Source organism: Neoaquamicrobium sediminum (assembly GCF_040970315.1).
Taxonomy (GTDB): domain Bacteria; phylum Pseudomonadota; class Alphaproteobacteria; order Rhizobiales; family Rhizobiaceae; genus Aerobium; species Aerobium sediminum.
Genome location: NZ_JAZHFV010000002.1, coordinates 885465 through 909123 on the forward strand (window position 1 = coordinate 885465; position 23659 = coordinate 909123).

Consider the following 23659-nt stretch of genomic DNA (forward strand, 5'->3'; position numbering starts at 1 on the left):
CTGCGCCGTTCGCAGAGGCGGGCGAGGGGCGGCGGACCGCCCCTCATATAATCACTTCACGACGTAGGGCAGCAGGCCCAGGAAACGCGCGCGCTTGATCGCCTTGGCGAGCTCGCGCTGCTTCTTCTGGCTGACGGCCGTGATGCGCGACGGCACGATCTTGCCGCGCTCGGAAATGTAGCGCTGCAGCAGCCGCACGTCCTTGTAGTCGATCCGCGGCGCATTGGCGCCGGAGAACGGGCAGGTCTTGCGGCGGCGATGGAAGGGGCGCCGGGTCGGGATCTGGTTGATGTCGACCATTATTCTGCAGCTCCTTCAGACTGTGCCTGCTCGCGCGGACGGCGCGGACCACGGTCGCGGTCGCCACCACGGTCGCCGCCGCGATCGCGATCGCCAAAGCGCGGACGGTCGCCGAAGCGGCCTTCGCGCTCGCGGTCGTCGCGCTTCTGCATCATTGCCGACGGGCCTTCCTCGTGGGCTTCGACGCGAATGGTCATGAAGCGCAGCACGTCTTCGGACAGACCCATCTGGCGCTCCATCTCCTGGATGGCAGCGGCCGGGGCCGTGATGTCCATGAGCGTGTAGTGCGCCTTGCGGTTCTTCTTGATGCGGTAGGTGAGGGACTTGAGTCCCCAGTTCTCGACCCGGCCGAGGGAGCCGCCATTCGCTTCGATCACGCCCTTGTACTGTTCCACAAGAGCCTCGACCTGCTGCGAGGACAAATCCTGGCGGGCAAGAAACACATGTTCGTAAAGAGCCATATTGTCTTGCCTTTCTTCGTTTCTCTGTCCGGTTCCCGGCGGCTAAAGCCTCTGCAACTTCTCTTGTCCCGCATTTGGCGGGCGAAGAAAGGAGCACGACGAGACGGTCGAGAGCGGAGACACGGGAGGCGGAAGAGCTTTTGCCTTCACGCGCGCCATCAGAAGAATGACACGGCCCTCCGTTCAGCCCCCAGCTGGGACCGGCAGATTGGCGGGGTCTATATGGGTATTCCGCTGCTTTTGCAAGCCGGCACTGCCGTCAAGCTTTTGGTCCCACAAAGAATGCCGGCAGAATGTGGCGTCACCACGCGGTTCGGTCCTGCTGTTGCGCAATCAGCGGGGCTTCAAGCTGCGGGAAGAAACGGCTGGCGCCGTGGCGCGCACCGAACATTACGTCGTACTGGATAAGGCGATAGTCGCGTAGCAGCGGGTCGACCACGCTTTGGCTCCAGCCCTCGGTGGGGCTGCCGTTCTTGTCGACGAGCAGATGCCGGTCGATCACATGCCAGCGGTCGTAGGCGGTGCTCAGGAACCCGGTATAGTAGGGGTGCTCCATCCCTGCGGCCTGCAGCAGATGCAGCGGCAGGAAAGCCGGACTCAGTGTCCCGGCCTGCTTCACCGATCCGGTGCGGTTGGACCAGATGACCAGCGGCGTCTCGCGCTCGCGCGTCAGCTTCGTCGCGTCGCCAAAGCGGTTGCTGACCGTGCGCTCCATGAAGCCGGTGGCGACATAGGTCTGACCGAGCGGCGGCAGATGGTCGCCGAAAAAGACGACAATGGTTTCCCGGTCGCGGTTTTCGGCCCATTCGAGAAGCCGGGCGAGCGAACGGTCCGAATCCATCATGCCCTCGGCGAAGCTGCCGATCGCGCCGCGTGCTGCCTCGCCTGCACCGGTTTTCACCGTGACCCGGTCGTCCGGATAGCGGTTCGGCTCATAGGGGCCGTGGTTCTGCAGGGTCACCGCGAATGCGAATATCGGGTCAGCGGAGGCGTCGACTTCCTTGATGATCAAGTCGGTCAACGCTGCATCGGAGGCCAGCCGGCCACGCTTTTCAAGCGGATCTATGTTGTCTTCGGACAGGAAACGGTCGAAGCCGAAGGCTTCATAGACATTGCCGCGATTCCAGAACCAGCTCTGGAAAGGATGCATGGCGAGCGTGGCGTAGCCCTTCTGCGAGAGAAAACTTGCCAGCGACGGCATCTCGCCACGCACATATTGCTGATAGGGGATGCTGCCATAGGGCAGGAAGGCGTTGGAAAAGCCTGTCAGCGCCTCAAACTCCGCATTGGCGGTCATGCCGCCGAACTCCGGCGAGAAGATGTGGCCCGACTGCATGGAGCGTGTGAACGCAATCGGGTCGGGCGTGATGGTCACACCTGGAAGCCGCGTCGGGTCCCAGAACGACTCGCTCATCACCATGACGATGTCAGGCCTGCGCGTCGACGCGTAAGCGACGGGCGCCGACGCCGGGATCGCATTCACCGATGCGGGGCTGTAGCCGGCCGGGGGGCTCACATTGGCCATCGGCACGTTCAGGGCAAATGCCATGACGAGTCCGTTGTGACGGTAATTCGCGGCCTGGTCCCACATCATGGGTTCTATATTGAGGGCGGAGCGCAGCGGCGAATGGCGCGCATAGTCCATCTGCATGGCAAACAGGGCCAGAAGCGGCACAGCCAATGCCAGCCGCACGATTCTTCCCACGGGGCTCGTTATAGGGAAAACCCGCGACCGGAACCACATCGCCGCCAGCGCAGCCCCGGCGGCTATCGTACTTGCGACGATCAGCAGGCCGGCGATGGGGCGCTCTGCGACCATCAGGGGCAGTAGTTCCACGATCTGGCGCGCGTAGAGGAAATCGGTCGGATAGGGCGGGTCGCCAAGATAGAACCGCTTCTGGGAGCCCACCCAGGCCAGCAGCAGAAGCAGGGGAGCCAGCAACAGCACCGACTGGCCACTCCGACGGGTGAAAGCGTCGAGCCCCAGAAGAACGAGAGCGATGGCCGCGATCGTTGCCAGTGCGGGCCTTGTGGGATCAGTGATGAAACCGACGGCGTCGCCTGCGGATCCGCGCAGGATCGTTTCCATAAGGAAGGTCAGCGTCACGGCCGCCAGCATGATCGCCGCCACATAGGCGAAACCATGCGCCAGCCTGTTCAGGCTGTTGAAAGACGAAGTATCGGTTAGGCCCGGAGCGACCGGGTCGACGATGCGGCTCAATCCACGGTTCCTTGTCGCGGGCGCGTGTCATCTAGTTGTCATAAAACTGTCATCCAGGCCAGAGGTTGCCTTGGCCGGCAAAGAAGTTTCGGATCGCAGGCAAAAGCACGACACTTGACCTGTAGCCGCGCTTGCGCCACACGCTGGCGCAAAGAACGCAGGGAGAAACGCCATGTCGATCGCCTTTACCTTTCCCGGTCAGGGCAGCCAGGCCGTGGGAATGGGCAAGGATCTCGCAGACGCCTTTCCCGAGGCGCGGGCGGTCTTCGATGAGGTTGATGACGCACTCGCGCAGAAGCTCTCGACGCTGATGTGGGAAGGGCCGGAAGACGAACTCACGCTGACGGCCAACGCCCAGCCGGCCCTCATGGCGGTGTCGCTTGCGGCAATCAGGGTACTCGAGGCGCGGGGCCTGTCTCTCAAGAACAAAGTAGCCTATGTGGCTGGCCACTCGCTGGGCGAATATTCGGCGCTGGCGGCGGCCGGAACGTTCTCCATCGCCGATACCGCACGGCTGCTGCGCATTCGCGGCAACGCCATGCAAGCTGCGGTTCCCGTCGGCGAAGGTGCGATGGCGGCAATCATCGGTCTTGAGCAGGCCGACGTCGAGGCCGCCTGCGAGGAAGCCGGCAAGGGTTCGGTCTGCCAGATCGCCAACGACAATGGCGGCGGCCAGCTCGTCATTTCCGGCGCCAAGCCGGCGGTTGAGCACGCGGCGCGCATTTGCACCGAGAAAGGCGCCAAACGTGCGCTCATGCTCCCGGTCTCCGCGCCTTTCCACTCGGCTCTTATGCAGCCGGCAGCGGACGCCATGCGCGAAGCGCTGGCAGGTGTGGTCAAGAATGCCCCCGTCGTGCCGGTCGTTGCCAACGTTGTCGTGCGCCCGCTGAGCGACCCGGACGAGATTGCTGCCCGGCTGGTGGAACAGGTGACCGGTCGCGTGCGTTGGCGCGAAACCGTGGAATGGTTCGGGCAGAACGGCGTGACCAAGCTTTACGAGGTTGGGGCCGGAAAAGTGCTTTCCGGCTTGTCGCGCCGCATCGACCGCAACATCGCCACGGCCAATATTGGCACGTCTGTCGACATCGACGCGGCATTGGCCGAATTTGGCCAGGCTTGAGAGAAGGATTTCCCATGTTTGATCTTGGCGGCCGCAAGGCACTTGTAACCGGCGCAACCGGAGGCATCGGCGAAAGCGTTGCCCGCACGCTTCACGCGGCTGGCGCGACCGTGGGGCTGCACGGTACCCGGATCGAGAAGCTGGAGGCTCTTGCCGCCGAGTTGGGCGATCGCGTGAAGCTGTTTCCCGCCAACCTCTCCGACCGCGAGGAGGTCAAGGCGCTGGGCCAGAGGGCTGAGGCGGAGCTGGAAGGCGTCGACATTCTCGTCAACAACGCCGGTATCACCCGCGATGGCCTGTTCGTGCGCATGTCCGACGAGGACTGGGACGCGGTGCTCGAGGTGAACCTGACCGCGGTATTCCGTCTGACCCGCGAATTGACGCATCCGATGATGCGCCGCCGCTTCGGCCGCATCGTCAACATCACCTCCATCGTCGGCGTCACGGGAAATCCGGGGCAGGCCAACTATTGTGCCTCCAAGGCCGGCCTCATCGGCTTCTCGAAGTCGCTTGCCCAGGAGATCGCCACCCGCAACATCACCGTCAATTGCGTTGCGCCCGGCTTCATCGAATCGGCAATGACCGAGAAGCTGAACGACAAGCAGAAAGACGCAATCATGGGGGCCATCCCGATGAAGAAGATGGGGACGGGCGAGGACATCGCCGCATCCGTCCTCTACCTCGCATCCAACGAGGCCGGCTATGTCACGGGGCAGACACTTCACGTCAATGGCGGCATGGCGATGATCTGATAACGGCCATGCGGCGGCGAATTTGGTCTTTGACCGTGAAGTGTTTTCGTGTAATGCCGCCGCTCCATGGCGAATGAACGCCGCCTTCGGGAGCTTCAGGACTGATCAATACGGGCAGGAAATAACCGGTTGAAACCGGGATTATCCCCACCCTATGCTCCCATCTTTCAGCTTGATTACCGGCAATCGTGCCGCTAACGAAGTCCCACCAACTTTTTGAAGTCGAGGGTTTGCAAATGAGCGATACCGCAGAACGCGTCAAGAAAATCGTTGTCGAGCATCTGGGCGTAGATGCCGACAAGGTCACCGAGGGCGCGAGCTTCATCGACGACCTCGGCGCAGACAGCCTCGACACCGTCGAGCTGGTCATGGCTTTCGAGGAAGAATTCGGCGTCGAGATTCCCGACGACGCTGCCGAGACGATCCTGACCGTCGGCGACGCGGTCAAGTACATCGACAAGGCGTCGGCCTGACGCCTTCGCCGCGCGACTTGACCAAAGCCAGATCAGAGTGAAGCGATGAGACGCGTCGTCGTCACCGGTATGGGACTGCTTTCGCCGTTTGGCGTCGGCGTGGAACATGCCTGGAAAGAGATTCTGGCCGGGAAGAGCGCCGCGCGGCGTGTGGACACTTTTGAGGTGGACGATCTTGCCTGCAAGATCGCCCACGTCATCCCCCGCGATGGCGGGGACAATGCGTTCGATCCGGATCGGTTCATGGAGCCGAAGGAGCAGCGCAAGGTCGGCGACTACATCATCTACGGCGTTGCCGCGGCCGATATGGCTCTCAAGGATGCCGGTTGGCATCCGACGAGCGCCGACGACCAGAACGCCACCGGCGTGATGATCGGCTCTGGCATCGGCGGTATCGAAGGCATTGCCGAGAACGCGCTGATCCTGCAGGAAAAGGGGCCGCGTCGCATCAGCCCCTTCTTCATCCCCGGCAACATCATCAATCTCGTATCCGGGCAGGTTTCGATCCGCCACGGCCTCAAGGGGCCGAACCACGCGGTCGTCACGGCCTGCTCAACGGGTGCGCATGCGATCGGCGATGCCGCGCGCCTCATCATGTTCGGCGATGCCGACGTGATGGTGGCCGGCGGCGCAGAATCTCCGGTTACACGGCTTTCGTTGGCTGGCTTCGCAGCCTGCAAGGCGCTCTCCACCGCCCGTAACGACGATCCGCAGAAGGCATCCCGCCCGTATGACAGGGATCGCGATGGCTTCGTGATGGGCGAGGGCGCCGGCGTGGTCGTGCTGGAAGAACTCGAGCATGCCAAGGCGCGCGGCGCGAAGATCTACGCCGAAGTCGTCGGCTACGGTCTGACGGGCGACGCCTACCACATTACGGCCCCGGCTGAAGATGGCGATGGCGCGTTCCGCTGCATGACCGCAGCGTTGAAGCGCGCCGGGCTATCCCCGGCGGATGTCGACTACATCAACGCCCACGGCACATCCACGATGGCCGACACGATCGAACTTGGCGCGGTCGAGCGACTGGTGGGTGATTCCGCCTCCAAGGTGTCGATGTCGTCCACGAAATCTGCGATCGGTCATCTGCTCGGCGCCGCCGGTGCGGCCGAGGCGATCTTCTCGGTACTTGCCATTCGTGACAATGTCGCTCCGCCGACCATCAATCTCGACAATCCCGAGAGAGAAACGGCGATCGATCTGGTTCCCAACGCGCCCCGGCAGCGTCAGATCGATGTTGCGCTCTCCAATTCCTTCGGCTTCGGCGGCACCAATGCGTCGCTGGTGTTCCGCAGGTATGAAGGCTGAGCGGCCACTTCTTCGGCCGCATCGCCAATTTCGCCATATTCCGGCTTAGCTTCGGTTCGCTGAATCGGACAGTGTCGGCTTGAAGGAGTGCCGGGAGGCCATGACGAGCAATCCTGCGGACGATGGCGCTATAGCCAGCCAGCATCAATCCGGGCCCAAGCCCATCGTGCCGAAAAGCGCCAGCGAGGCGCTTCGCCCCCAAGCGGGGACACCTCCGCCGCGTCGCTCGCGCCGTTCCCGCAGCCAGGTCGTCGTTTTTCTGAACTTCCTGATGTCGTCGATCGTGCTGCTGGTCATCGCGGCCTTTGTCGCGGTCTGGTTCGGCAAGACCACCTTCGAAGGCCCTGGGCCGCTGGCGACGCCCGACACGTTCCTGATCAAGCCCAATACCGGCGTCACCGAAATCGCGGACCAGCTTCAGCGCCGCGACATGATCAGCGACGCGCGCATCTTCCGCCTCGGGCTTCGCGCGTATCGCAACGACGGCCGCCTGCAGGCTGGCGAATACGCTATTCCCGCCCGCGCTTCGATGCACGACATCATGGAGCTGCTGGTCAGCGGCAAGTCGATCCTTCATTCGGTCACCATCCCCGAGGGGCTGACCGTGGCTCAGGCCTTCGCGCGCATTGCCGCGGCGGAGGAACTCGAAGGCGAGATGCCTGCCGAGATGCCGGCTGAGGGATCGCTGGCAGCCGATACGGTCCGGTTCACCCGTGGCCTGAAGCGCCAGGATATCATCGACCGCCTCACCGCCGACCAGAAGAAGCTGGTTGAGGGCATTTGGGAGCGTCGGGCGCAGGACCTTCCCATCTCGGACATCAACGAGTTCGTGACGCTAGCCTCGATTGTCGAGAAGGAAACGGCCCGGGCTGACGAACGCTCGCGCGTCGCCTCCGTTTTCATCAACCGGCTGGAGCGCGGCATGCGCCTGCAGTCCGACCCGACGATCATCTACGGTCTCTTCGGCGGCGAGGGGAAGCCGGCGGACCGTCCCATCTATCGCTCGGACATCGACAAGCCCACGCCCTACAACACCTATACGATCGACGGGCTTCCGCCGGGGCCGATCGCCATCCCGGGCCGTGCATCGCTTGAAGCGGTCGCCAACCCGTCGAGGACCGAGGATCTCTACTTCGTGGCGGACGGCAGCGGCGGGCATGCCTTCGCGACCACGCTGGAGGAGCACAACGAGAATGTCGCGCGCTGGCGGCGGATCGAAAGACAGCGCGCGGAGGCAGCAGGCGAAGCGGAGGAGAGTGACGCCGCAAACGAGTGACGACGCGAAATGGGGGGTAGGGGACGCCATGGGTTTGCAGAGCATGACCGGCTTCGGCCGGGCGGTCGCCGACAACGCCGGCGCGGCGATTGTCTGGGAGTTGAAATCCGTCAACGGCAAGGGCCTTGAGGCGCGGTTGCGGCTGCCGCCGGGTTGCGAGCGGCTGGAGCAGCCTGTCCGTCAGGCCATCCAGAAGCGCTTCTCGCGCGGCAATGTGCAGGCGAGCCTCACGCTCACGCGCACCGGCGCGCAAGCCCAACCGGTTGTCAACGATGAGTTCCTGAGGGATCTCGCCGGCCTTGCTAGGCGATTGGAGGAACAGTTTGGCGTCGCGCCGGCAACGGCCGATGGCCTGTTGGCCCTGCGGGGCGTGCTCGATGCGCCGGAAGCAGCCGAGAGCGAAGAGGCGCGTGCGGAACTGGATGCCGCCATTCTCGCCACGCTCGATGCGGCACTGGCAAGCCTTGAGACCGCACGCCGAGACGAGGGGGCAGCGCTTGGCGAACTGCTTCTCGGGCATCTGGGGGCCATCCAGTCTTTGACGGAGCGCGCCGAGGCTGACCCGTCGCGTGAGCCGACCGCCATCCGTGCCCGCCTTGCGGAGCAAGTGAAGGCGCTTCTCGAGACCGGCGCGCCGCTCGATGAGGCGCGTCTTCACATGGAAGCCGCCTTTCTCGCTACCAAGGCGGATATCCGCGAAGAGATTGACAGGCTGAAGACGCATGTCGCCTCCGGCCGGGCGCTGATCGCCCAGGGCGGGCCGATCGGCCGCAAGCTCGATTTTCTTTCACAGGAATTCAACCGGGAATCGAATACGCTCTGCTCCAAGTCCAACGCGGCCGCCGTGACGGCCATCGGGCTGGAGCTGAAATCCGTCGTCGATCAGTTCCGCGAGCAGGTTCAGAATCTGGAGTAGCCCATGGCGGATACGCCCCTTATCGCTTCGATCCGCCGTCGCGGGCTCATGCTGGTGCTGTCGTCGCCTTCCGGTGCCGGCAAGTCGACGATTGCGCGCAATCTGCTCGAAAGCGATCCCGCCTTCGAACTGTCGATCAGCGTGACGACGCGCGCGCGGCGCGGCAGCGAAATCGACGGCCGGCACTACCATTTTCGCTCCAGGCGCGATTTCGAGTTCATGCGCGACAACGACGAACTGCTCGAATGGGCCGAAGTCCATGGCAACTTCTACGCCACGCCGCGGGCGCCAGCCGAGAAGGCGCTCGCCGAAGGGCGGGACATGCTGTTCGACATCGACTGGCAGGGCGCGGAACAGTTGCGCGAGCAGATGCGCGCCGACATCGTTTCGATCTTCATCCTGCCGCCCTCGATGCGAGAGCTCAAGGAGCGGCTGCGCCGCCGCGCGGAGGATCGTGACGAGGTCATCGCGGCACGGCTTGCCAACGCGCGCGCCGAGATCGAGCACTGGCGCGACTACGATTACATCGTCATCAACGAGGATCTGGACACGGCGTTCGCCGAGGTGGAGGCGATTGTCGCGGCGGAACGCCTGCGTCGGGACCGCCGCCCGGGCCTGTTCGATTTCATCTCTGGCCTGCTGGACGAGAAGCTGGAGTAAATTCTTAAGACACGGTGTGCATGCTGCCGGCGGCTTTGTTCGCCGGGCATGATGCACGGCCTGTTTGACGATGTGCCGCGCATGACGTGCCGGGCGCATTGCCGGAGTGAACATGTCCGTGTTACCGCCCGCAAACCTCGCGGCCCTGCAGCTTCTCCAGCAAACTCACTTGACGTCGCTCGCGTCCGGGGCAAAGGAGCGCCAAGCTGATAGCAACGCCATCCTCACGGTTACCGCGTCGCCGGCGCAGCCCCGGCAGCCGGACCCAATGTTCAGCCCAACCTTGGTCGACGTGAACAAGCTCAAAGTCCACTACGTGGAGCAGGTGGGCAAGGCGCTCGGCCTCGACGTTGACGACTTTGAAACGGCCTCGGCATTTGGGCAGGCGATCAAGGATGAAATAATAAAGATCAGGCAATCGCCTGACGCAGAGAAGATCATTCGTAAGATCGAGGAAGACAGCGGTCTGGATGAATTGGGTATCTCGCTCGTGGACTTCGCAAACGCCTTGATTGATCCCGAGAGTAGGGCTGCCGAAAAGCTTCAAAAGGCTCTGCAGGAGATGGCAGGTGAACTAGCAGGGCAAGACGACACCGATGCACCCGTCAGGTTCGACGAGATCGGCATCTACAGCTTCATCTCATAGCCGCTTCGGCGCGGTCGATCGTCAGATCGCATTGGCGAGCGTCACGAACTCTGCAACCGACAGCGTCTCTGCGCGGCGTGTGCCGTCGATCCCGGTGGCCGCCAGCAGGCTCTCTCCGCCTATCCCCTTCAGGCTTTGCCGCAGCATCTTGCGCCGCTGGCCGAAAGCAGCCTCCGTCACGCGCGCGAGCTTCCTGCCGTCGGCGGGCAACGGCTGTGTACGCGGCACGATGTGAACCACCGCGGACGTAACCTTGGGCGGCGGCGTGAACGCCTGCGGCGGCAGGTCGAAGACGATCCTTGCCTCCGTGCGCCATCCCGCGAGCACGCCCAGCCTGCCATAGGCGCTGTCGCCCGGGGCCGCCACGATGCGTTGCGCCACCTCCTTCTGGAACATCAGCGTCATCGACGAATAGAAGGGAGGCCAGTCGGCGACGGTCAGCCAGCGGATCAGCAACTCGGTGCCGATATTGTAGGGCAGGTTGGCGACGATCCTGACATCCTGCGCGCCTTCGGCGAGCGCCGGGAAGTCTGTTTTCATGGCGTCGCCCGCAATCACGTCGAGCCGACCGGGATAGTGCGCCGCGACCTCGGCAAGTGCCGCGAGGCAGCGCTCGTCGCGCTCGATTGCAACGACCCGCGCCGCGTCGTGAGCCAGCAGCGCGCGCGTCAGGCCGCCCGGGCCGGGGCCGACCTCGATCACGGTGGTCGATGACAGATCGCCAGCCGCCCGCGCGATCTTGCCGGTCAGGTTGAGGTCCAGCAGGAAGTTCTGTCCGAGCGATTTTTTCGCGCGCAGTTCGTATCGGTCGATCACCTCGCGAAGCGGCGGCAGCCCGTCTATGGTCATCGACGCGCGGCCTTTGCATCGGCCATCTGCCGGGCCAGCCGCAGCGCCGCGATCAGGCTGTCGGGCCGCGCGGTGCCCTTGCCCGCTATGTCGAATGCGGTGCCATGGTCTGGCGACGTGCGGATGAAGGGCAGGCCGAGCGTGACGTTCACGGTCTCGTCGAAAGCGAGCGCCTTTGCGGGGATGAGAGCCTGGTCGTGATACATGCAGATCGCCACGTCATAGGCTGCGCGGGCACGGGCATGGAACATCGTATCCGCGGGCAGGGGCCCCCGGGCATCGATGCCTAGCCTGCGAAGCTGCTCCACGGCCGGGCGTACCACGTCCTCGTCTTCCCTGCCCATCGCCCCGTCTTCGCCGGCGTGGGGGTTCAGTCCCGCGATGGCGAGCCGCGGATTGTCTATCCCGAACTTGTCACGCAGATCGGACGCCGTGATCGAAGCCGTCTCGACGATGAGCGCCGTCGTCAATGTCGGAGCAACCTTGGCCAGCGGAATATGGATGGTGACCGGCACGGCCCGCAGTTCGGGACCTGCAAGCATCATGACGGGTGTCGCCGACGATCCTGCGATCGTCTCCGCTAGATGACCGAGGAATTCGGTGTGCCCGGGATAACCGAACCCCGCATCGTAGAGCGGTTTCTTGGCGATCGGGCAGGTGACCAGCGCATCAGCTCTGCCCGAGACGACGAGCCTGACCGCGGTCTCGATTGCTTCTATCGTGCCGGCTGCGTTGACCGCGTTGGGATTGCCCGGTGAATCCAGAAACGATGCACCGAGCGGAACGATTGGCAACACATCCGCAAATGCGGCGCCGGCTTCTTCCGGCGTTACGGTCGCGATCTTGACCGGCAGACCCATGCGACTGGCCCGCGCCTCGACGAGTGCGGGGTCGCTGAGCAACAGAAACGGAGGCGTTTCGTCCTGCTTGCGCAGGCGCCATGCTTCGATGGCGATCTCCGGGCCGATACCCGAAGGATCACCCGATGTCAGAGCAAGTATGCCCACGCCCGCCGGTCCTGCCTGCTGGTTTCGATCGAACGTCAGCGCCTGATAATCTGGGCCTTGGCGCGAAGTTCCTCGGTCAGCTTCTTGGACGTGTCGTTATTGTCTTCGCTGCTGCCGCTGCCTTCGGCCTGAAACACCATCTGTGCGACCCGATCGTCGGAAACCTCGCGCGCGCTGCAGATGCCGATAAATTCGGCGCCGCGCTCGGTTTCGCGCACGACCGTCGCGGAACCGGCCTTTGCCGCCTTCACCTCTTTCGCCCAATCCGACGGCAGTTCCGGCTCCAGGACGCGACCCAGATCGCGCACGGTGACATCCAGCAGGCCCTTGGCGAATTCGCGGGTCGTCTCGCAGTTCTGGAAACGCTGGCGCATCGCTTCAGCTTCGCGCTTGCGCGCGCCAAGCTTGGCGCGGCGTTCGGATGCCGGCACCACGAAGATAACCTGCTGCAGCATGTATTCGGTCGCGGACGGCTTGTCGCCGCCCTGCTGAAGCATGCGCTGAACGGCGTCCTGCTCGCTCATCTGGCTGGAACGCGACTGCTGGCTCAGCACCTGCGACCAGCCCATCTGGGAGCGGATGAACTCCCGGAAGTGCGCCTTTGTGACGCCGGACTGGTTCAGCACCTGATCCATCTGCGAGGGCGACATGTTGTTCGACTTGGCGAAGCGCTCATAGGCACCTGCCACCTGGTCGTCGCTGATGCGGATATTCATCCGCTGGATTTCAGAAGCACGTACCGCCTGGTTGATCATCTCGTCGGCGGCAAGCTGCTGCAGGTTGCCGCGCCGGTTCTGAATGCGCAGGAACGCTGCGCGCCGCTGGATATCGTAGCTCGTCACCGGAACGTTGTTCACGATGTACTTGATTTCGGAAGCTTGCGACGCCGTAGCAGCCAGAGGCGCTGAAAGGCCCGCAAGCATCAGGGCCAATGCGCAGGTGCGCAGGGTGGATGCAAGCTTTGCCATACTGTGTCTCCCTAGATTGCCAGACACCGCGATTTAGATCATTCCCTGATGGGATTATAGGGCAAAAGCGTGACGCGGGGGATCGAAGTCTTCGCGGCGCTTAAAAAGAGTCCAGAGCAGCCGTCGAAGCACCGATATCGCCGATCGTGCGAAGAGCGATCTTGAAGCCGAACGTCTTTTCCTTCTCGACCTCACGGGTTCTGGAATTTCTGGACGCCGTTTCACCGCCAAAGAACGTGAACGAGAAGCATTCGTCGTCGTAGCTGAAGCCGATCGTCTTGCGGGTCATCAAATCGTCTTCGATGTCATAGGTCCCGCTGCCGAACACGCGCCAGTATTCATGCAGTTTGACAGAGCCGCCGCCGCGAACCTCATGCCGGTCTTCCGCATACCCGTAGTCGGGTTGGGCCTCGATAAAGGAATAGACGCCGGAGATACCGAAATTGGGCGTTGCATACCCAGCGCTGACATCTGTGCGACGCAGCTCGAACGTGTCTTCGTCGAACCGTGCGCCGGCACCCAGCCTCAGGCCGACGGGGCTCGTCAGGTTGACTGCCGTGACATAGTCCGAGCGATCGGTTTCAAGCCCCGAGGCCGCGCCGACATTGACCAGATCAGGAGACGCGTAAGGGTTTGTACCGGCAATGTGAATCGACTGACCGGCGATGGCAGTTGTGGTCCAGCCATTGGCGAATGCGCCTGAATAGCGAATGCCCAAATTGGCGCGAATGCCGCCTTCGATACGGTCGTAGCCGGCGAACTTGTCGCGCTCGAAGAGGTTCGATGCGTCGAATACGAGGTTCTGCGCGTCCTCGTTGGGAATGCCCAGCACATCGCCGTAAGGCGCATCAGGCCGCACGAAAACCTGTGCTATGGGTTCCAGCACGTGCGTCGAGCTGGTGGTGGAGAACAGGACCGGCCAGCGCGCTTCCAGGCCTGCCGTCGCCATTGCGCGGTAATACGAGGACCGAATGTCCGCCGTCACGCCGTTGTTGGCGGCAGCGCGCCGTATAGCGTCCTCGGTCAGTCCATCGTAGCTCACGCCGATGGCGTCGCCCCTGGCATGCAGGATCGACGTCAGCATCAGGCCGCCCGGCGCCACGTAAGAGCGTTTCCACTCGGCCTGCGCGGTAACGCGCCCCGAGGTGCCGTCGATACCTGTCAGCCGCGTCCGGCTGTTTCCTGCAACTGAGAAATCGCGCACGTCGAGTTCGCTGCGGTGCACGCCCTGCACGTTGACGTCGATGTTCAGCTCGCCGCCGGCGATCGATTGATCTGGAGTGTAGGAATAGTCGAAGGAGGGCAGAACCCACGGCTGGCGCGGATCACGCGATGTCGGCAGCACACGCGCTTCCTGCACGTTGAAGCGATAGCCGCGCAGGTCGAAATAGTTCCGATCGTTCAAACCGGTCAGATAGACTTCATTGGTACGGTTGAGTTCACTGAAACCCGCGATCCCATACCGATGGGAGAAGTTCTTGTCGCTCTGGGCCATGACGTCCCAGCCGAAAGTCCAGCGCGGATTGATCTGAAACTCGCCCTTGGAGCCGACCATGCCCCTGAAGGTTTCGTTGTCGGTAAACGACAGCGGGTCGGGATTTCCCGCTATATCGTTGTAGAACTCTTCGGGGTTGCGCTGGCGAATGCCGGCAACCGTGATCGAATAGGAGCCGTTGTCAAAGCGCTGGCGCCATTCGGCCTCGGCAAGGAAGCCCTGTTTCGAATAGACGGTCGGCTTGAACGTGATGTCGTAGGTTGGCGAGATTCCCCAATAGAAGGGAACAACCACGCCATGCCCGAGGTCCTCATCGGACTTGTAGCTCGGAATCAGGAAACCCGTACGCTGCTTTACCGTCGGGTCGGCGATCTCGAAGGCGGGCAGGAACGCCAGAGGCATGCCGAACATCTCGAAGCGCGCGCGCTCGAAACGAACGGTCTTCGTCTGTCCGTTCCAGATGATCTTCTGCGCCTTCACGCGCCAGACCGGCGCCTTGTCCGGCTTTTCCTCGCAGGGCTTACAGGCCGTGTAGACGCCGTAATTGAAGGTGGTGATGCTGCCGTCGCGGCGGTCGGCGCTTTCCGCGGCGAAATAGGTCTCGTCGGCTGTTTCCACCCGAAGGGTACGCACGAAGGCGTCGCGGAAATCGTCGGTGACATCTATTTCGTCGGAGAAAATCCGCGTGCCCTGCCTGTCGACGATCTCGACATTGCCGGTGGCGATCAGGCGCGAGGTAGCGCGATCGTAGGTAACGCGCTGTGCGACGAGCCGGCTGCCGTCATAGTCGATCTGTACGCCGCCGACTGCGGTGATGGTATTGCGATCGTTATCGTAGACGATGGTATCCGCCTCGAGCAGCATGTCGGCGTCTGGCGACGAGGTCATGCCTTCAAGGTCGATCTGCTGTGCAGTCGCTACGCCGGGTGCAACGCTGACCGCCATGACGCAGGCGAGCGCCGTCGCACCGATGAGGCGCAAAGTCCGGGCGGACTTGCGATATGTCGCGAGTTCGCCCCTCAACTAACCGTCCTCCTTGTACAAGAGAAAAGTCACCCCAAAAAAACTGGCGATCAGAACCGGAAACCATGCCGCCGCCACAGGCGGCACGAATCCGGCGCTTCCAAACGCCTTGACCAGAACCGAAACGACATAAAGCAGAAAGCCGGCGAGGACGCCACCCAGAATAATCGTTGCCGACTGCCCCATACGGGCGAAGCGCATCGATACCGTCGCGGCAATCAAAGTCATCGCAACGAGCAGGGCCGGCAGCGCCACCAGCGAGTGAAAATGCATCGCGAAGGCGTTCGCGCCGAGGCCGAACGAGCGGGCTGCGGCAATTTTGCGCGGCAACTCGTAGATCGGAATCGTCTCCGGTGCGGCCAGGCGCTCGAGCACGAACTCGGGAGTGAGATTGGTATTGATTCTCACTGTCCCGGCCGCTTCCGGCGTTTCGCCGGTACGGGTCCGCGTCGCTCCGCGCAACTCCCAGCGCCCGTCTCTGAGGTAGGCACGCCGCGCATCGATGCGTTCGTAAAGATCGCCACGTCGGTCGATGCGAAGGAAGGTGGCATCCACGAGCTCGAGCCCGCGGTTGAGAATCCGGCGTGCGCCGATGATCGTTTCGCCTTCGTTCGTTCGCTGCTTGATCCAGGGTGACGCCGGCTGTCCCAAGGCCGTGTCGCTGTCGGTACGAACCTCCACTTCGAGCACCTGGCTGCGCTCGAAACCATTGGCGGCGATCGGGTTGAGAAGCAGAATAGTCACCAAGCCGTAGGCGAGGGCACCCAGGCAGATCGGCAGCAGAAATTGCCAGGCCGATATGCCCGCCGCACGTGCAACGACGAGCTCGTATTTGCGGTTCAGCGAGACCAGCGTCGTCATGGCGGAAATCAGCGCGACGAAGGGCACCGCCTGCATCATGATCATCGGCGTCTGCAGCGTGGCGATGCCCAGCGTCAACCCGACCGAATAGTTTGGCAGGCCGCCCAGGCGCCCGGACAACTCGGTGAAGTTGATGATGAAGATGATCGCCGCGATTCCGGCGAGGAACCAGAAGGTGATCGAGACATAGCGCGTGAACAGATAGCGCCCGAGCGTGAGACCGATCATACGGGGTCTCCCGGAAGCGCGCGCTTGTAGCCAGACAGTCTCACCTTGATTGCGACAAGCTGCTGCTGGAGGCGGGTCCAGATCGTCTGGCCGCGCTCCACCACCGACAGCGGCAGTTCCATCACACGATTGGTCGCGATGAAGAATGCCGCCACACCGCATGCCGCGATGGGCACGCCGTACATCATCGGCGTGAAGGCGGGCACGTTCCACACCTTGTCCGCGGCGAAGAAGCCCGCCCAGCGCACGATCAGCGCGATGGTCATCGTCGTCAGAAGCGGATGAACCCGCGCCTCGCGAAATGAGCGCGAGTCACCCGCTACCGCCAGCGCAATCAGCGCGAACACCATGGGGTAAAGCCATTCGGTAAAGCGCTTGTGCAGTTCCGCCCGGAAGCCCTGGGGCGACTTCTTGAACACCGGATCGTTGGGATCGGGATTCATCAGGTAAGCCAGCGTGCGGTCCTTCGGCAGGAGAGTCGGGCCGGAATTGCTGGCAGTGAATTGCGAGAGATCGAGCGCGTAGGATTTATACTGCACGACGGAAACGCCGTCTGCGGTCTTCCGGTGCACCACCCCATCCTGCATGACCAGAAGATTCGTGCCGTTCAGGTCCACTGTCGCGCCGCTCTTGGCATAATAGATCAGCTCGATGCCCTCTTCACGGGTATCCGAGACGAATATGCCGCCGAGCCTCCCATCGGGCAGTCGCTCGCCGATCTGCATGTTCAGACCCTGCTCTACCTGTTGGAAGGTCCCTTCCTGTACGATGCTGGTGATGAGGTCGGCGCGAGCATCGGAGATCAGCACCCGCAGGCGCTCGCGCGAATAAGGCTCGACGAAATTGTTGACCGCGAACGATACGATGCAGGCGCCGACGGCCAGCAGCAGGATTGGCCGCATCACGGTCATGCGCGGGCTTCCCGCGGCGCTGATGACGATGAGTTCGGAATCGGTGTTCATCGTGGTCAGGGTCTGCGCGACCGCGATGCCCACCGCAAAGGGAATCACCACGGGAATGACCGCCGGCAACACCAGCCAGGCGATCTCGAAGAAGGTCGCAGCCGACTGGCCGTTGCCGGTTACGACATTGATGCGGGTCAGGATCTGGGTGGTCCACACGATCGCCAGCACCCAGAACAGGGTTGCTACGAAAATGCCCAGAGTGCGTCGCAATATGTACTGTTCAACGACCTTCATGCGGCGCGACGTTCCGGTTTCAATTTGACGAGCGTGCGGCGCAAACAAGACCTTTTCCGGCTGCGCACTACCTGCAAGGCGGCGCGCATCGAAAGCGTGTCCCGTTCGTCGCCCCGTCTGTCCGAGGACTGTCCCCGATGGCAAGTCTGCGGAATTTAGGCGAACAAACTACCAATAAACAAGGTTAACGGTTCCCGATCACGCATAGTGTGATGTGAAGCTTGAGCCGGACTTGTCAAACCGTCCGAAAACGCCACTATCAAAGCAGGCCGCTCGGCTTACGGAATTTGCAGAATCAGAAGGCAGTCAGAAAGCTTATGTCCCAACGTCCCTCCATCGCATTCGCCAAGCTAGCCACGCCGAAAAAGGGAAGCGTCGTCGTACTGGCGACAGACGGGGGCGGGCTTTCCGAGGCTGCGTCCGCGTGCGACCCGCAAGGCGCTCTCAAGAAGGCGTTTGGCGTAGCGGACTTTTCCGGCAAGCTCGCCGCGAGCCTCGAAGTGCTCGCCCCTCAGGGAGCCGACTATGACAGGCTCGTCGCCATCGGCGCCGGCAAGGCGGATGCGCTTGACGAGCGCGCCTGGAACCGCATCGGCGGTGCCGCCTTTGCCGCGGCGAAGAAAACCGGCGAAATCTCGATCCTGGCCGATATCGACGGCGCCGAGGCCTCTGCTGAAGATGTCGCCTCGCTCGCATTCGGCGCGATGCTCGGCGCCTACGCCTTCGACAAATACAAGACGAAGAAGGACAACGGCAAAGCCGATGCCGCCAAGCCGGCGAAGGTCACGATCCTCTGCGCCAACCCTTCCGCGGCCAAGAAGGCATTCGCCACGGCTGAGGCGGTGGCCGACGGTGTGCTGCTCGCCCGCGACCTCGTTAACGAACCCGCCAACGTGCTCGGCACGCTGGAGTTCGCCGACAAGGCGAAGGAGCTCGAGAAGCTCGACGTCAAGGTCGAGATCCTGACCGAAAAAGAAATGAAGAAGCTCGGCATGGCCGCGCTTCTCGGCGTTGCCCAGGGCTCTGCGCGTCCGGCGCGCCTCGCGGTCATGCGCTGGGACGGCGGCAAGGCAAAGGACCAGCCGGTCGCCTTCATCGGCAAGGGCGTGGTGTTCGACTCGGGCGGCATTTCGATCAAGCCCGCCGGCGGCATGGAGGACATGAAGGGCGACATGGGCGGTGCCGCCGCCGTGACCGGCCTGATGCACGCGCTCGCCGCCCGTAAGGCCAAGGTCAACGCCGTCGGCATCATCGGGCTTGTCGAGAACATGCCGGATGCCAATGCCCAGCGCCCCGGCGACATCGTCACCTCCATGTCGGGCCAGACGATCGAGGTCATCAACACCGATGCGGAAGGCCGGCTCGTTCTTGCCGACGCGCTCTGGTACTGCAACGAGCGTTTCAAGCCTCGCTTCATGATCAATCTCGCGACGCTGACCGGCGCCGTGATCGTCGCGCTCGGTAACGAGCATGCCGGCCTTTTCTCCAACAATGACGAGCTTGCAGACCGGCTCCTGGGCTCGGGCAAGGATACGGGCGAGAAGGTCTGGCGCCTGCCGCTCGCGCCCGAATACGACAAGCTCATCGATTCCAAGAACGCCGACATGAAGAACACCGGCGGGCGCAATGCCGGTTCCATCACCGCGGCGCAGTTCCTCCAGCGCTTCGTCGGTGACACGCCCTGGGCGCATCTGGACATTGCCGGCACCGCGATGGGTTCGCCCTCCAGCGAGATCAATCACTCGTGGGCGTCCGGCTTCGGCGTGCGGCTGCTCGACCGTCTGGTTCGCGACCACTACGAAAGCTAGTCGGACGGACCGTAATGGCTTCGCTCTACGTTGCCCCCCTCTGTCCTGCCGGACATCTCCCCCACGAGGGGGGAGATCGGCTTGCGCGACGGCCGGTACCCTTCTTGCAAGGTTGGAGATTGGCGAGGGCCTACATGAAAGTTGATCTCCCCCCTCGTGGGGGAGATGTCCGGCAGGACAGAGGGGGGCGCGAAGGAACGCGATCCTTCCAATCAGCCTGGGCTTCATCATGACCGAGGTGCTGTTCTACCACCTGACCGAGTCGGCGCTGGAAGACGCCTTGCCGCCGCTCCTGGAAAAAAGCCTGGAGCGCGGCTGGCGTGCGGTGGTGCAAACCGGCAGCGACGAACGGCGCGACGCGCTCGACACGCACCTGTGGACCTACCGCGACGATTCCTTCCTCGCGCACGGCACGGAGCATGATCAGCATGCACAGCATCAGCCCGTACTTCTGACCACCGGCACGGGCAACGCGAACGCAGCGCGTATCCGGTTCATGGTCGATGGGGCGGAACCGCCTGAACTGTCGGGTTACGACCGGGCCGTCTTCATGTTCGACGGGCACGATATGAGCCAGGTGGAGCAGGCGCGTGGCCACTGGAAAGCCATGAAGACTGCGGGCCACGCGGCGACCTACTGGCAGCAGACGCCGGAACGCCGCTGGGAGCGCAAGGCTTGACCTGCATGCCTTCCCTGCCGGCGGCTAGTGATCACGAAACCTGGAAGTTACCGCGATGAGATGGGTATTCCGTCTCTTGTTCATGCTGATGCTTGTGGCCGGAGTGGTGCTCGGCATCGTGTATCCGCGCGTCCTCGTCGGCTCCGGCGGCGACGAAATCGGCAGGTGGCGCATTTATGAGCGGGGAACTGGGGAACGCACGGTCGAGACCGTCCTTGACATTAGCAGGGAGGTCGCCGTCGGCGCCGAGTTGCGAACGGAAGACGCTCTGCCCGATGACCTTCGGCTTGCGACGCTGACGGTAGTCGTTCGCGATGCCGATGAAAATGTCGTGTTACGGGAAGGCCTCGCACTGTCCGGTGCTGCGGTTCTGGAAAGCCCCCAATCGCAGGTGCGGCTCTATCGCGCGGCAGCCGGCATCCTGAACGGCGCCGAGGGAGCCTACCGCTTCGACATCGAGGTCGCCGACGATGTCGGGCCATCCTTGCTGAGCGTCGATCTCGTGCTTAGAACGGTGGCGGCCTCACCCGATCCGCGCATGCAGCCCGCGGGCTTCGTCCTGATGGCGGTGGGCGTGGTCGGCTTTTTGCTTACCTTTCGCCGCCGCCGCGAAAATCCCAATTCCAAGCCGCCAAAGTGGGGCAGGGTCTAGGCCGAGGACCTCGGGAGTTCAGATTCCGTCGAAATCGCCCGCGCGCCCTTTGCCGGATGCGAAGCGGCCCGCGCCGGCCATGCCTTCCTGGCGGAAGGTCTCGACGCTGCGCCATTCGGCCGCCAGCGCTTGCTCCGGCGCCAGGGACCACTGGCGTATGGCCGACATACGGTCGGCGCGCATGCAGGCCTGCGGAAAGCGAGTTAGATCGCGCGCGATGCCGAGCGCAGTCTGCAAGGCTTTACCGTCGTCGCAAAGATAGTTGGCGAGCCCGATCGCCCGGCATTCCTCGGCATCGACCTGCCGCCCTGTGAGGATCAGGTCCATCGCGCGGCCATGGCCGACGATGCGCGGCAGGCGGACCGTCCCGCCGTCGATCAGCGGCACGCCCCAGCGACGGCAGTAGACGCCCATATAGGCCGATGTTTCCATCACCCGCAGGTCGCACCACAAGGCGAGCTCCATGCCGCCCGCGACCGCTGGGCCGGAAATCGCGGCGATCACCGGCTTCGAGAGCGTCAGGCGCGTCGGTCCCATCGGCCCCTTGCGCGGCCTGTCGTCGCTGCCGTCGAACGAGCCGTCCAGATCGTGATCGGCGAACCAGGTGTCCTTTACGTTGGTCGCGGCCCATTTCAGGTCGAACCCGACCGAGAACGCACCCGGCACACCGGTCAGGATCGCGACTTTCTGCGTGTCGTCCCGCTCGAAATCGACGAAGGCGCGGAACATTGCATCCGCCATCTCCGGGTTGACCGCGTTGCGGGCTTCAGCCCGGTCTATCGTGACGATGGTGATGTCGCCGTCGCGCTCGGTACGAATCGTCATTCTGCGATCCCTTCCTCATACTCCGCCGACAGGGTCAGCCATCTGTCCTCGTGGCGGGCGAGCGTATTGGAAAGGTCGGACCGTTCCTTGGCAAGCTGCGTGGCGGTCGACGGGTCCTTTTCGTAGAGCGCGGGATCGGCAAGCTGGTCCTCGATCGCGTCGATCCGCTTGCGCGTGCGCTCGATCAGGCCTTCCGTGGCGCGGATTTCCTTGGCGACAGGCTCCATCGCCTGGCGGCGGGCTGCGGCCTCGCGCCGTTTGTCGGCCTTTGACGCCTTGTCGGCCTCGCGCCTCTCGCGCCGGTCGGAGGCTCCGCCGGTGACAAGCTGGCGATAGTCTGTGAGGTCGCCGTCATAGCTGGCAACCGTGCCGTCCTTGACGAGCCAAAGCCTGTCGACCGTCGCTTCGATCAGATGCCGGTCGTGGCTGATGAGGATCACGGCGCCTGGAAACTCGTTGAGCGCTACCATCAGCGCCTCGCGGCTGTCGATGTCGAGATGGTTGGTCGGCTCGTCGAGGATCAGCAGGTTCGGTCCCTCGAACGCCGCCAGTCCCATCAACAGGCGCGCCTTCTCGCCGCCCGAAAGATCCTTCGCCTTTGTCGACATCTTCTCGGTCGTCAGGCCCATCTGCGCCACGCGGGCGCGAACCTTGGCTTCCGGGGCATCGGGCATGAGGCGACGCACGTGCTCGACGGCGCTCTCCTCCGGCCGCAGGTCGTCGAGCTGGTGCTGGGCGAACATGGCGACCTTCAGCCCCGGCGCGATGGTCATGCCGCCGCTGTCCAGCGAAAGCCGCCCGGCGAGCAGCTTGGCGAAGGTCGACTTGCCGTTGCCGTTGGAACCCAGCAGCGCAATGCGGTCGTCCTCGTCGATCCGCAGCGTCAGCCCCTTGAGCACGGGTTTGCCCGGCTGATAGCCGACTGCGCCTGCCTGCGTGGTCACGATCGGCGAGGCGACCGTCTTGACGGGTTCGGGAAACGAGAACGGCCGAACGCTGTCCTCGATGACCGCCGAGATCGGCTTCATCTTCTCCAGCGCTTTCAGGCGCGACTGCGCCTGTCGTGCCTTGGAGGCCTTGTAGCGGAAGCGCTCGACGAAGCTTTCCATATGCTGGCGCTGCGCTTCCTGCTTGATGCGGCTCTTTTCCTGCAGTTCGAGCTGCTCGCTGCGCAGGCGCTCGAACTGGTCGTAGCCGCCGCGCCAGAAGGTCAGCTTCTTCTGGTCGAGATGCACGATCGAATTGACCGCGCGGTTGAGCAGGTCGCGATCGTGGCTGATGAGCAGCACGGTGTGCGGATATTTTGCGACGTAGCTTTCCAGCCACATCGTGCCTTCGAGGTCGAGATAGTTGGTCGGCTCGTCCAGCAGCAGCAGGTCAGGCTCGGCGAAAAGAACGGACGCCAGCGCGACGCGCATGCGCCATCCGCCGGAAAACGAGGATGCCGGCCGCTTCTGCGCCTCGGTGTCGAAACCGAGCCCGGCAAGGATCGTTGCCGCGCGCGCTTCGGCCGAATGGGCATCGATGTCGGCGAGCCGCATCTGGATTTCGGCGATGCGATTGGCGTCGGTGGCCGTGTCCGCTTCAGCCAGAAGCGCCAGCCGCTCGGTATCGGCCTTGAGCACGATCTCGATCAGCGGCTCCTCGGTGCCGGGCGCTTCCTGCGCCACCTGTCCGATCCGCGTGTTCTTCGGAAAGCTGATCGAGCCGGTTTCGGTTGGCATCTCGCCGGTGATCGCCTTGAACAGCGTGGTCTTGCCGGTGCCGTTGCGGCCGACGAACCCCGCCTTCGATCCCGCTGGAAGCGTGAGCGAGGCGTGGTCGAGCAGCAGGCGGCCGGCAATGCGGAGCGATATGTCGTTGATGATAAGCATGGCGCCGCTCTATTGGCCGAGCGGCGCCGGGAAGGCAAGGGCGGGCGCGGCGGCTTTTGGT

The 23659-nt window shown here is 63.4% G+C and carries 22 protein-coding genes; 11 read left to right on the forward strand and 11 right to left on the reverse strand.

Annotated features, from left to right (window positions below):
- Positions 1-51 precede the first annotated feature (51 nt).
- The 3 genes from rpsR to V1479_RS09630 form a co-directional block, all read right to left on the reverse strand.
- Entirely contained in the window at positions 52-300 is a 249-nt protein-coding gene (rpsR, locus tag V1479_RS09620) for a 30S ribosomal protein S18 (RefSeq protein ID WP_173190471.1), read from the reverse strand.
- A complete protein-coding gene (rpsF, locus tag V1479_RS09625; RefSeq protein WP_173190473.1) occupies positions 300-761 on the reverse strand; it encodes a 30S ribosomal protein S6 in 462 nt (153 codons plus the stop codon). Before rpsF ends, rpsR begins: the two co-directional genes overlap by 1 nt.
- Positions 762-1062: 301 nt before the next feature.
- Positions 1063-2982, reverse strand: coding sequence for an LTA synthase family protein (locus tag V1479_RS09630; RefSeq protein ID WP_368802695.1), 1920 nt, complete (start codon positions 2980-2982; stop codon positions 1063-1065).
- A gap of 172 nt (positions 2983-3154) precedes the next feature.
- Between V1479_RS09630 and fabD the strand changes: the two genes are divergently transcribed.
- The 8 genes from fabD to V1479_RS09670 all read left to right on the forward strand — a co-directional run bounded on the left by fabD (position 3155) and on the right by V1479_RS09670 (position 10130).
- The gene (fabD, locus tag V1479_RS09635; protein WP_368802696.1) at positions 3155-4102 is read left to right on the forward strand and encodes an ACP S-malonyltransferase; all 948 of its coding nucleotides are present in this window, start codon (positions 3155-3157) and stop codon (positions 4100-4102) included.
- Between the two features lie 14 nt (positions 4103-4116).
- Positions 4117-4854: a 3-oxoacyl-[acyl-carrier-protein] reductase gene (gene fabG / locus V1479_RS09640; RefSeq protein WP_368802697.1), complete on the forward strand. Its 738-nt coding sequence runs from the start codon at positions 4117-4119 to the stop codon at positions 4852-4854.
- 236 nt (positions 4855-5090) lie between these two features.
- Positions 5091-5327 carry an acyl carrier protein gene (locus V1479_RS09645; protein ID WP_047143752.1) on the forward strand — a complete coding sequence of 79 codons (237 nt, stop codon included), beginning with the start codon at positions 5091-5093 and terminating at the stop codon, positions 5325-5327.
- Positions 5328-5372: 45 nt separating this feature from the next.
- The gene (gene fabF, locus V1479_RS09650) at positions 5373-6632 is read left to right on the forward strand and encodes a beta-ketoacyl-ACP synthase II (RefSeq protein WP_173190480.1); all 1260 of its coding nucleotides are present in this window, start codon (positions 5373-5375) and stop codon (positions 6630-6632) included.
- Positions 6633-6732: 100 nt separating this feature from the next.
- Complete coding sequence (gene mltG, locus V1479_RS09655; protein WP_368802698.1) at positions 6733-7908, forward strand: endolytic transglycosylase MltG; 1176 nt, start codon at positions 6733-6735, stop codon at positions 7906-7908.
- A 28-nt stretch (positions 7909-7936) separates the two neighbouring features.
- On the forward strand, positions 7937-8824 hold the full coding sequence (locus V1479_RS09660) for a YicC/YloC family endoribonuclease (RefSeq protein ID WP_368802699.1): 888 nt from the start codon (positions 7937-7939) through the stop codon (positions 8822-8824).
- A gap of 3 nt (positions 8825-8827) precedes the next feature.
- Complete coding sequence (gene gmk, locus V1479_RS09665; protein ID WP_368802700.1) at positions 8828-9484, forward strand: guanylate kinase; 657 nt, start codon at positions 8828-8830, stop codon at positions 9482-9484.
- Between the two features lie 112 nt (positions 9485-9596).
- Positions 9597-10130, forward strand: a complete 534-nt coding sequence (locus V1479_RS09670) for a hypothetical protein (RefSeq protein ID WP_368802701.1) — start codon at positions 9597-9599, stop codon at positions 10128-10130.
- 21 nt (positions 10131-10151) lie between these two features.
- Here the strand turns inward: V1479_RS09670 and rsmA are convergent, their stop codons facing one another.
- The 6 genes from rsmA to lptF all read right to left on the reverse strand — a co-directional run bounded on the left by rsmA (position 10152) and on the right by lptF (position 17760).
- On the reverse strand, positions 10152-10979 hold the full coding sequence (gene rsmA / locus V1479_RS09675) for a 16S rRNA (adenine(1518)-N(6)/adenine(1519)-N(6))-dimethyltransferase RsmA (protein WP_368802702.1): 828 nt from the start codon (positions 10977-10979) through the stop codon (positions 10152-10154).
- Complete coding sequence (pdxA, locus tag V1479_RS09680; protein ID WP_368802703.1) at positions 10976-11986, reverse strand: 4-hydroxythreonine-4-phosphate dehydrogenase PdxA; 1011 nt, start codon at positions 11984-11986, stop codon at positions 10976-10978. Before pdxA ends, rsmA begins: the two co-directional genes overlap by 4 nt.
- Before the next feature lie 35 nt (positions 11987-12021).
- Positions 12022-12954 carry a SurA N-terminal domain-containing protein gene (locus tag V1479_RS09685; RefSeq protein WP_173190490.1) on the reverse strand — a complete coding sequence of 311 codons (933 nt, stop codon included), beginning with the start codon at positions 12952-12954 and terminating at the stop codon, positions 12022-12024.
- A gap of 100 nt (positions 12955-13054) precedes the next feature.
- The gene (locus V1479_RS09690; protein WP_368802704.1) at positions 13055-15472 is read right to left on the reverse strand and encodes an LPS-assembly protein LptD; all 2418 of its coding nucleotides are present in this window, start codon (positions 15470-15472) and stop codon (positions 13055-13057) included.
- Positions 15473-16561 carry an LPS export ABC transporter permease LptG gene (gene lptG / locus V1479_RS09695; protein WP_368802705.1) on the reverse strand — a complete coding sequence of 363 codons (1089 nt, stop codon included), beginning with the start codon at positions 16559-16561 and terminating at the stop codon, positions 15473-15475.
- Positions 16558-17760: an LPS export ABC transporter permease LptF gene (lptF, locus tag V1479_RS09700; protein WP_368802706.1), complete on the reverse strand. Its 1203-nt coding sequence runs from the start codon at positions 17758-17760 to the stop codon at positions 16558-16560. Before lptF ends, lptG begins: the two co-directional genes overlap by 4 nt.
- Positions 17761-18077: 317 nt before the next feature.
- On the opposite strand from lptF, the gene V1479_RS09705 reads away from it, so the two are divergent.
- From V1479_RS09705 to V1479_RS09715, 3 genes are all read left to right on the forward strand, one after another.
- Positions 18078-19568 carry a leucyl aminopeptidase gene (locus V1479_RS09705; protein ID WP_368802707.1) on the forward strand — a complete coding sequence of 497 codons (1491 nt, stop codon included), beginning with the start codon at positions 18078-18080 and terminating at the stop codon, positions 19566-19568.
- 229 nt (positions 19569-19797) lie between these two features.
- A complete protein-coding gene (locus tag V1479_RS09710) occupies positions 19798-20247 on the forward strand; it encodes a DNA polymerase III subunit chi (RefSeq protein WP_368802708.1) in 450 nt (149 codons plus the stop codon).
- Positions 20248-20302: 55 nt separating this feature from the next.
- A complete protein-coding gene (locus tag V1479_RS09715; RefSeq protein ID WP_368802709.1) occupies positions 20303-20899 on the forward strand; it encodes a hypothetical protein in 597 nt (198 codons plus the stop codon).
- An 18-nt stretch (positions 20900-20917) separates the two neighbouring features.
- Here V1479_RS09715 and V1479_RS09720 read toward each other — a convergent pair whose 3' ends face one another.
- Entirely contained in the window at positions 20918-21724 is an 807-nt protein-coding gene (locus tag V1479_RS09720; protein WP_368802710.1) for a crotonase/enoyl-CoA hydratase family protein, read from the reverse strand.
- Positions 21721-23598: an ABC-F family ATP-binding cassette domain-containing protein gene (locus V1479_RS09725; protein WP_368802711.1), complete on the reverse strand. Its 1878-nt coding sequence runs from the start codon at positions 23596-23598 to the stop codon at positions 21721-21723. Before V1479_RS09725 ends, V1479_RS09720 begins: the two co-directional genes overlap by 4 nt.
- Positions 23599-23659: the final 61 nt, after the last annotated feature.

Excerpts from the sequence above, each read along its gene's own strand:
- V1479_RS09720 (WP_368802710.1), bottom strand. The coding sequence starts at position 21,724 with ATGACGATTCGTACCGAGCGCGACGGCGACATCACCATCGTCACGATA.
- V1479_RS09685 (WP_173190490.1), bottom strand. The coding sequence starts at position 12,954 with ATGGCAAAGCTTGCATCCACCCTGCGCACCTGCGCATTGGCCCTGATG.
- V1479_RS09705 (WP_368802707.1), top strand. The coding sequence starts at position 18,078 with ATGTCCCAACGTCCCTCCATCGCATTCGCCAAGCTAGCCACGCCGAAA.
- V1479_RS09645 (WP_047143752.1), top strand. The coding sequence starts at position 5,091 with ATGAGCGATACCGCAGAACGCGTCAAGAAAATCGTTGTCGAGCATCTG.
- fabF (WP_173190480.1), top strand. The coding sequence starts at position 5,373 with ATGAGACGCGTCGTCGTCACCGGTATGGGACTGCTTTCGCCGTTTGGC.
- rsmA (WP_368802702.1), bottom strand. The coding sequence starts at position 10,979 with ATGACCATAGACGGGCTGCCGCCGCTTCGCGAGGTGATCGACCGATAC.
- fabG (WP_368802697.1), top strand. The coding sequence starts at position 4,117 with ATGTTTGATCTTGGCGGCCGCAAGGCACTTGTAACCGGCGCAACCGGA.
- V1479_RS09725 (WP_368802711.1), bottom strand. The coding sequence starts at position 23,598 with ATGCTTATCATCAACGACATATCGCTCCGCATTGCCGGCCGCCTGCTG.
- V1479_RS09660 (WP_368802699.1), top strand. The coding sequence starts at position 7,937 with ATGGGTTTGCAGAGCATGACCGGCTTCGGCCGGGCGGTCGCCGACAAC.
- fabD (WP_368802696.1), top strand. The coding sequence starts at position 3,155 with ATGTCGATCGCCTTTACCTTTCCCGGTCAGGGCAGCCAGGCCGTGGGA.
- V1479_RS09710 (WP_368802708.1), top strand. The coding sequence starts at position 19,798 with ATGACCGAGGTGCTGTTCTACCACCTGACCGAGTCGGCGCTGGAAGAC.
- lptF (WP_368802706.1), bottom strand. The coding sequence starts at position 17,760 with ATGAAGGTCGTTGAACAGTACATATTGCGACGCACTCTGGGCATTTTC.
- rpsR (WP_173190471.1), bottom strand. The coding sequence starts at position 300 with ATGGTCGACATCAACCAGATCCCGACCCGGCGCCCCTTCCATCGCCGC.
- lptG (WP_368802705.1), bottom strand. The coding sequence starts at position 16,561 with ATGATCGGTCTCACGCTCGGGCGCTATCTGTTCACGCGCTATGTCTCG.
- V1479_RS09715 (WP_368802709.1), top strand. The coding sequence starts at position 20,303 with ATGAGATGGGTATTCCGTCTCTTGTTCATGCTGATGCTTGTGGCCGGA.
- mltG (WP_368802698.1), top strand. The coding sequence starts at position 6,733 with ATGACGAGCAATCCTGCGGACGATGGCGCTATAGCCAGCCAGCATCAA.
- rpsF (WP_173190473.1), bottom strand. The coding sequence starts at position 761 with ATGGCTCTTTACGAACATGTGTTTCTTGCCCGCCAGGATTTGTCCTCG.
- gmk (WP_368802700.1), top strand. The coding sequence starts at position 8,828 with ATGGCGGATACGCCCCTTATCGCTTCGATCCGCCGTCGCGGGCTCATG.
- V1479_RS09670 (WP_368802701.1), top strand. The coding sequence starts at position 9,597 with ATGTCCGTGTTACCGCCCGCAAACCTCGCGGCCCTGCAGCTTCTCCAG.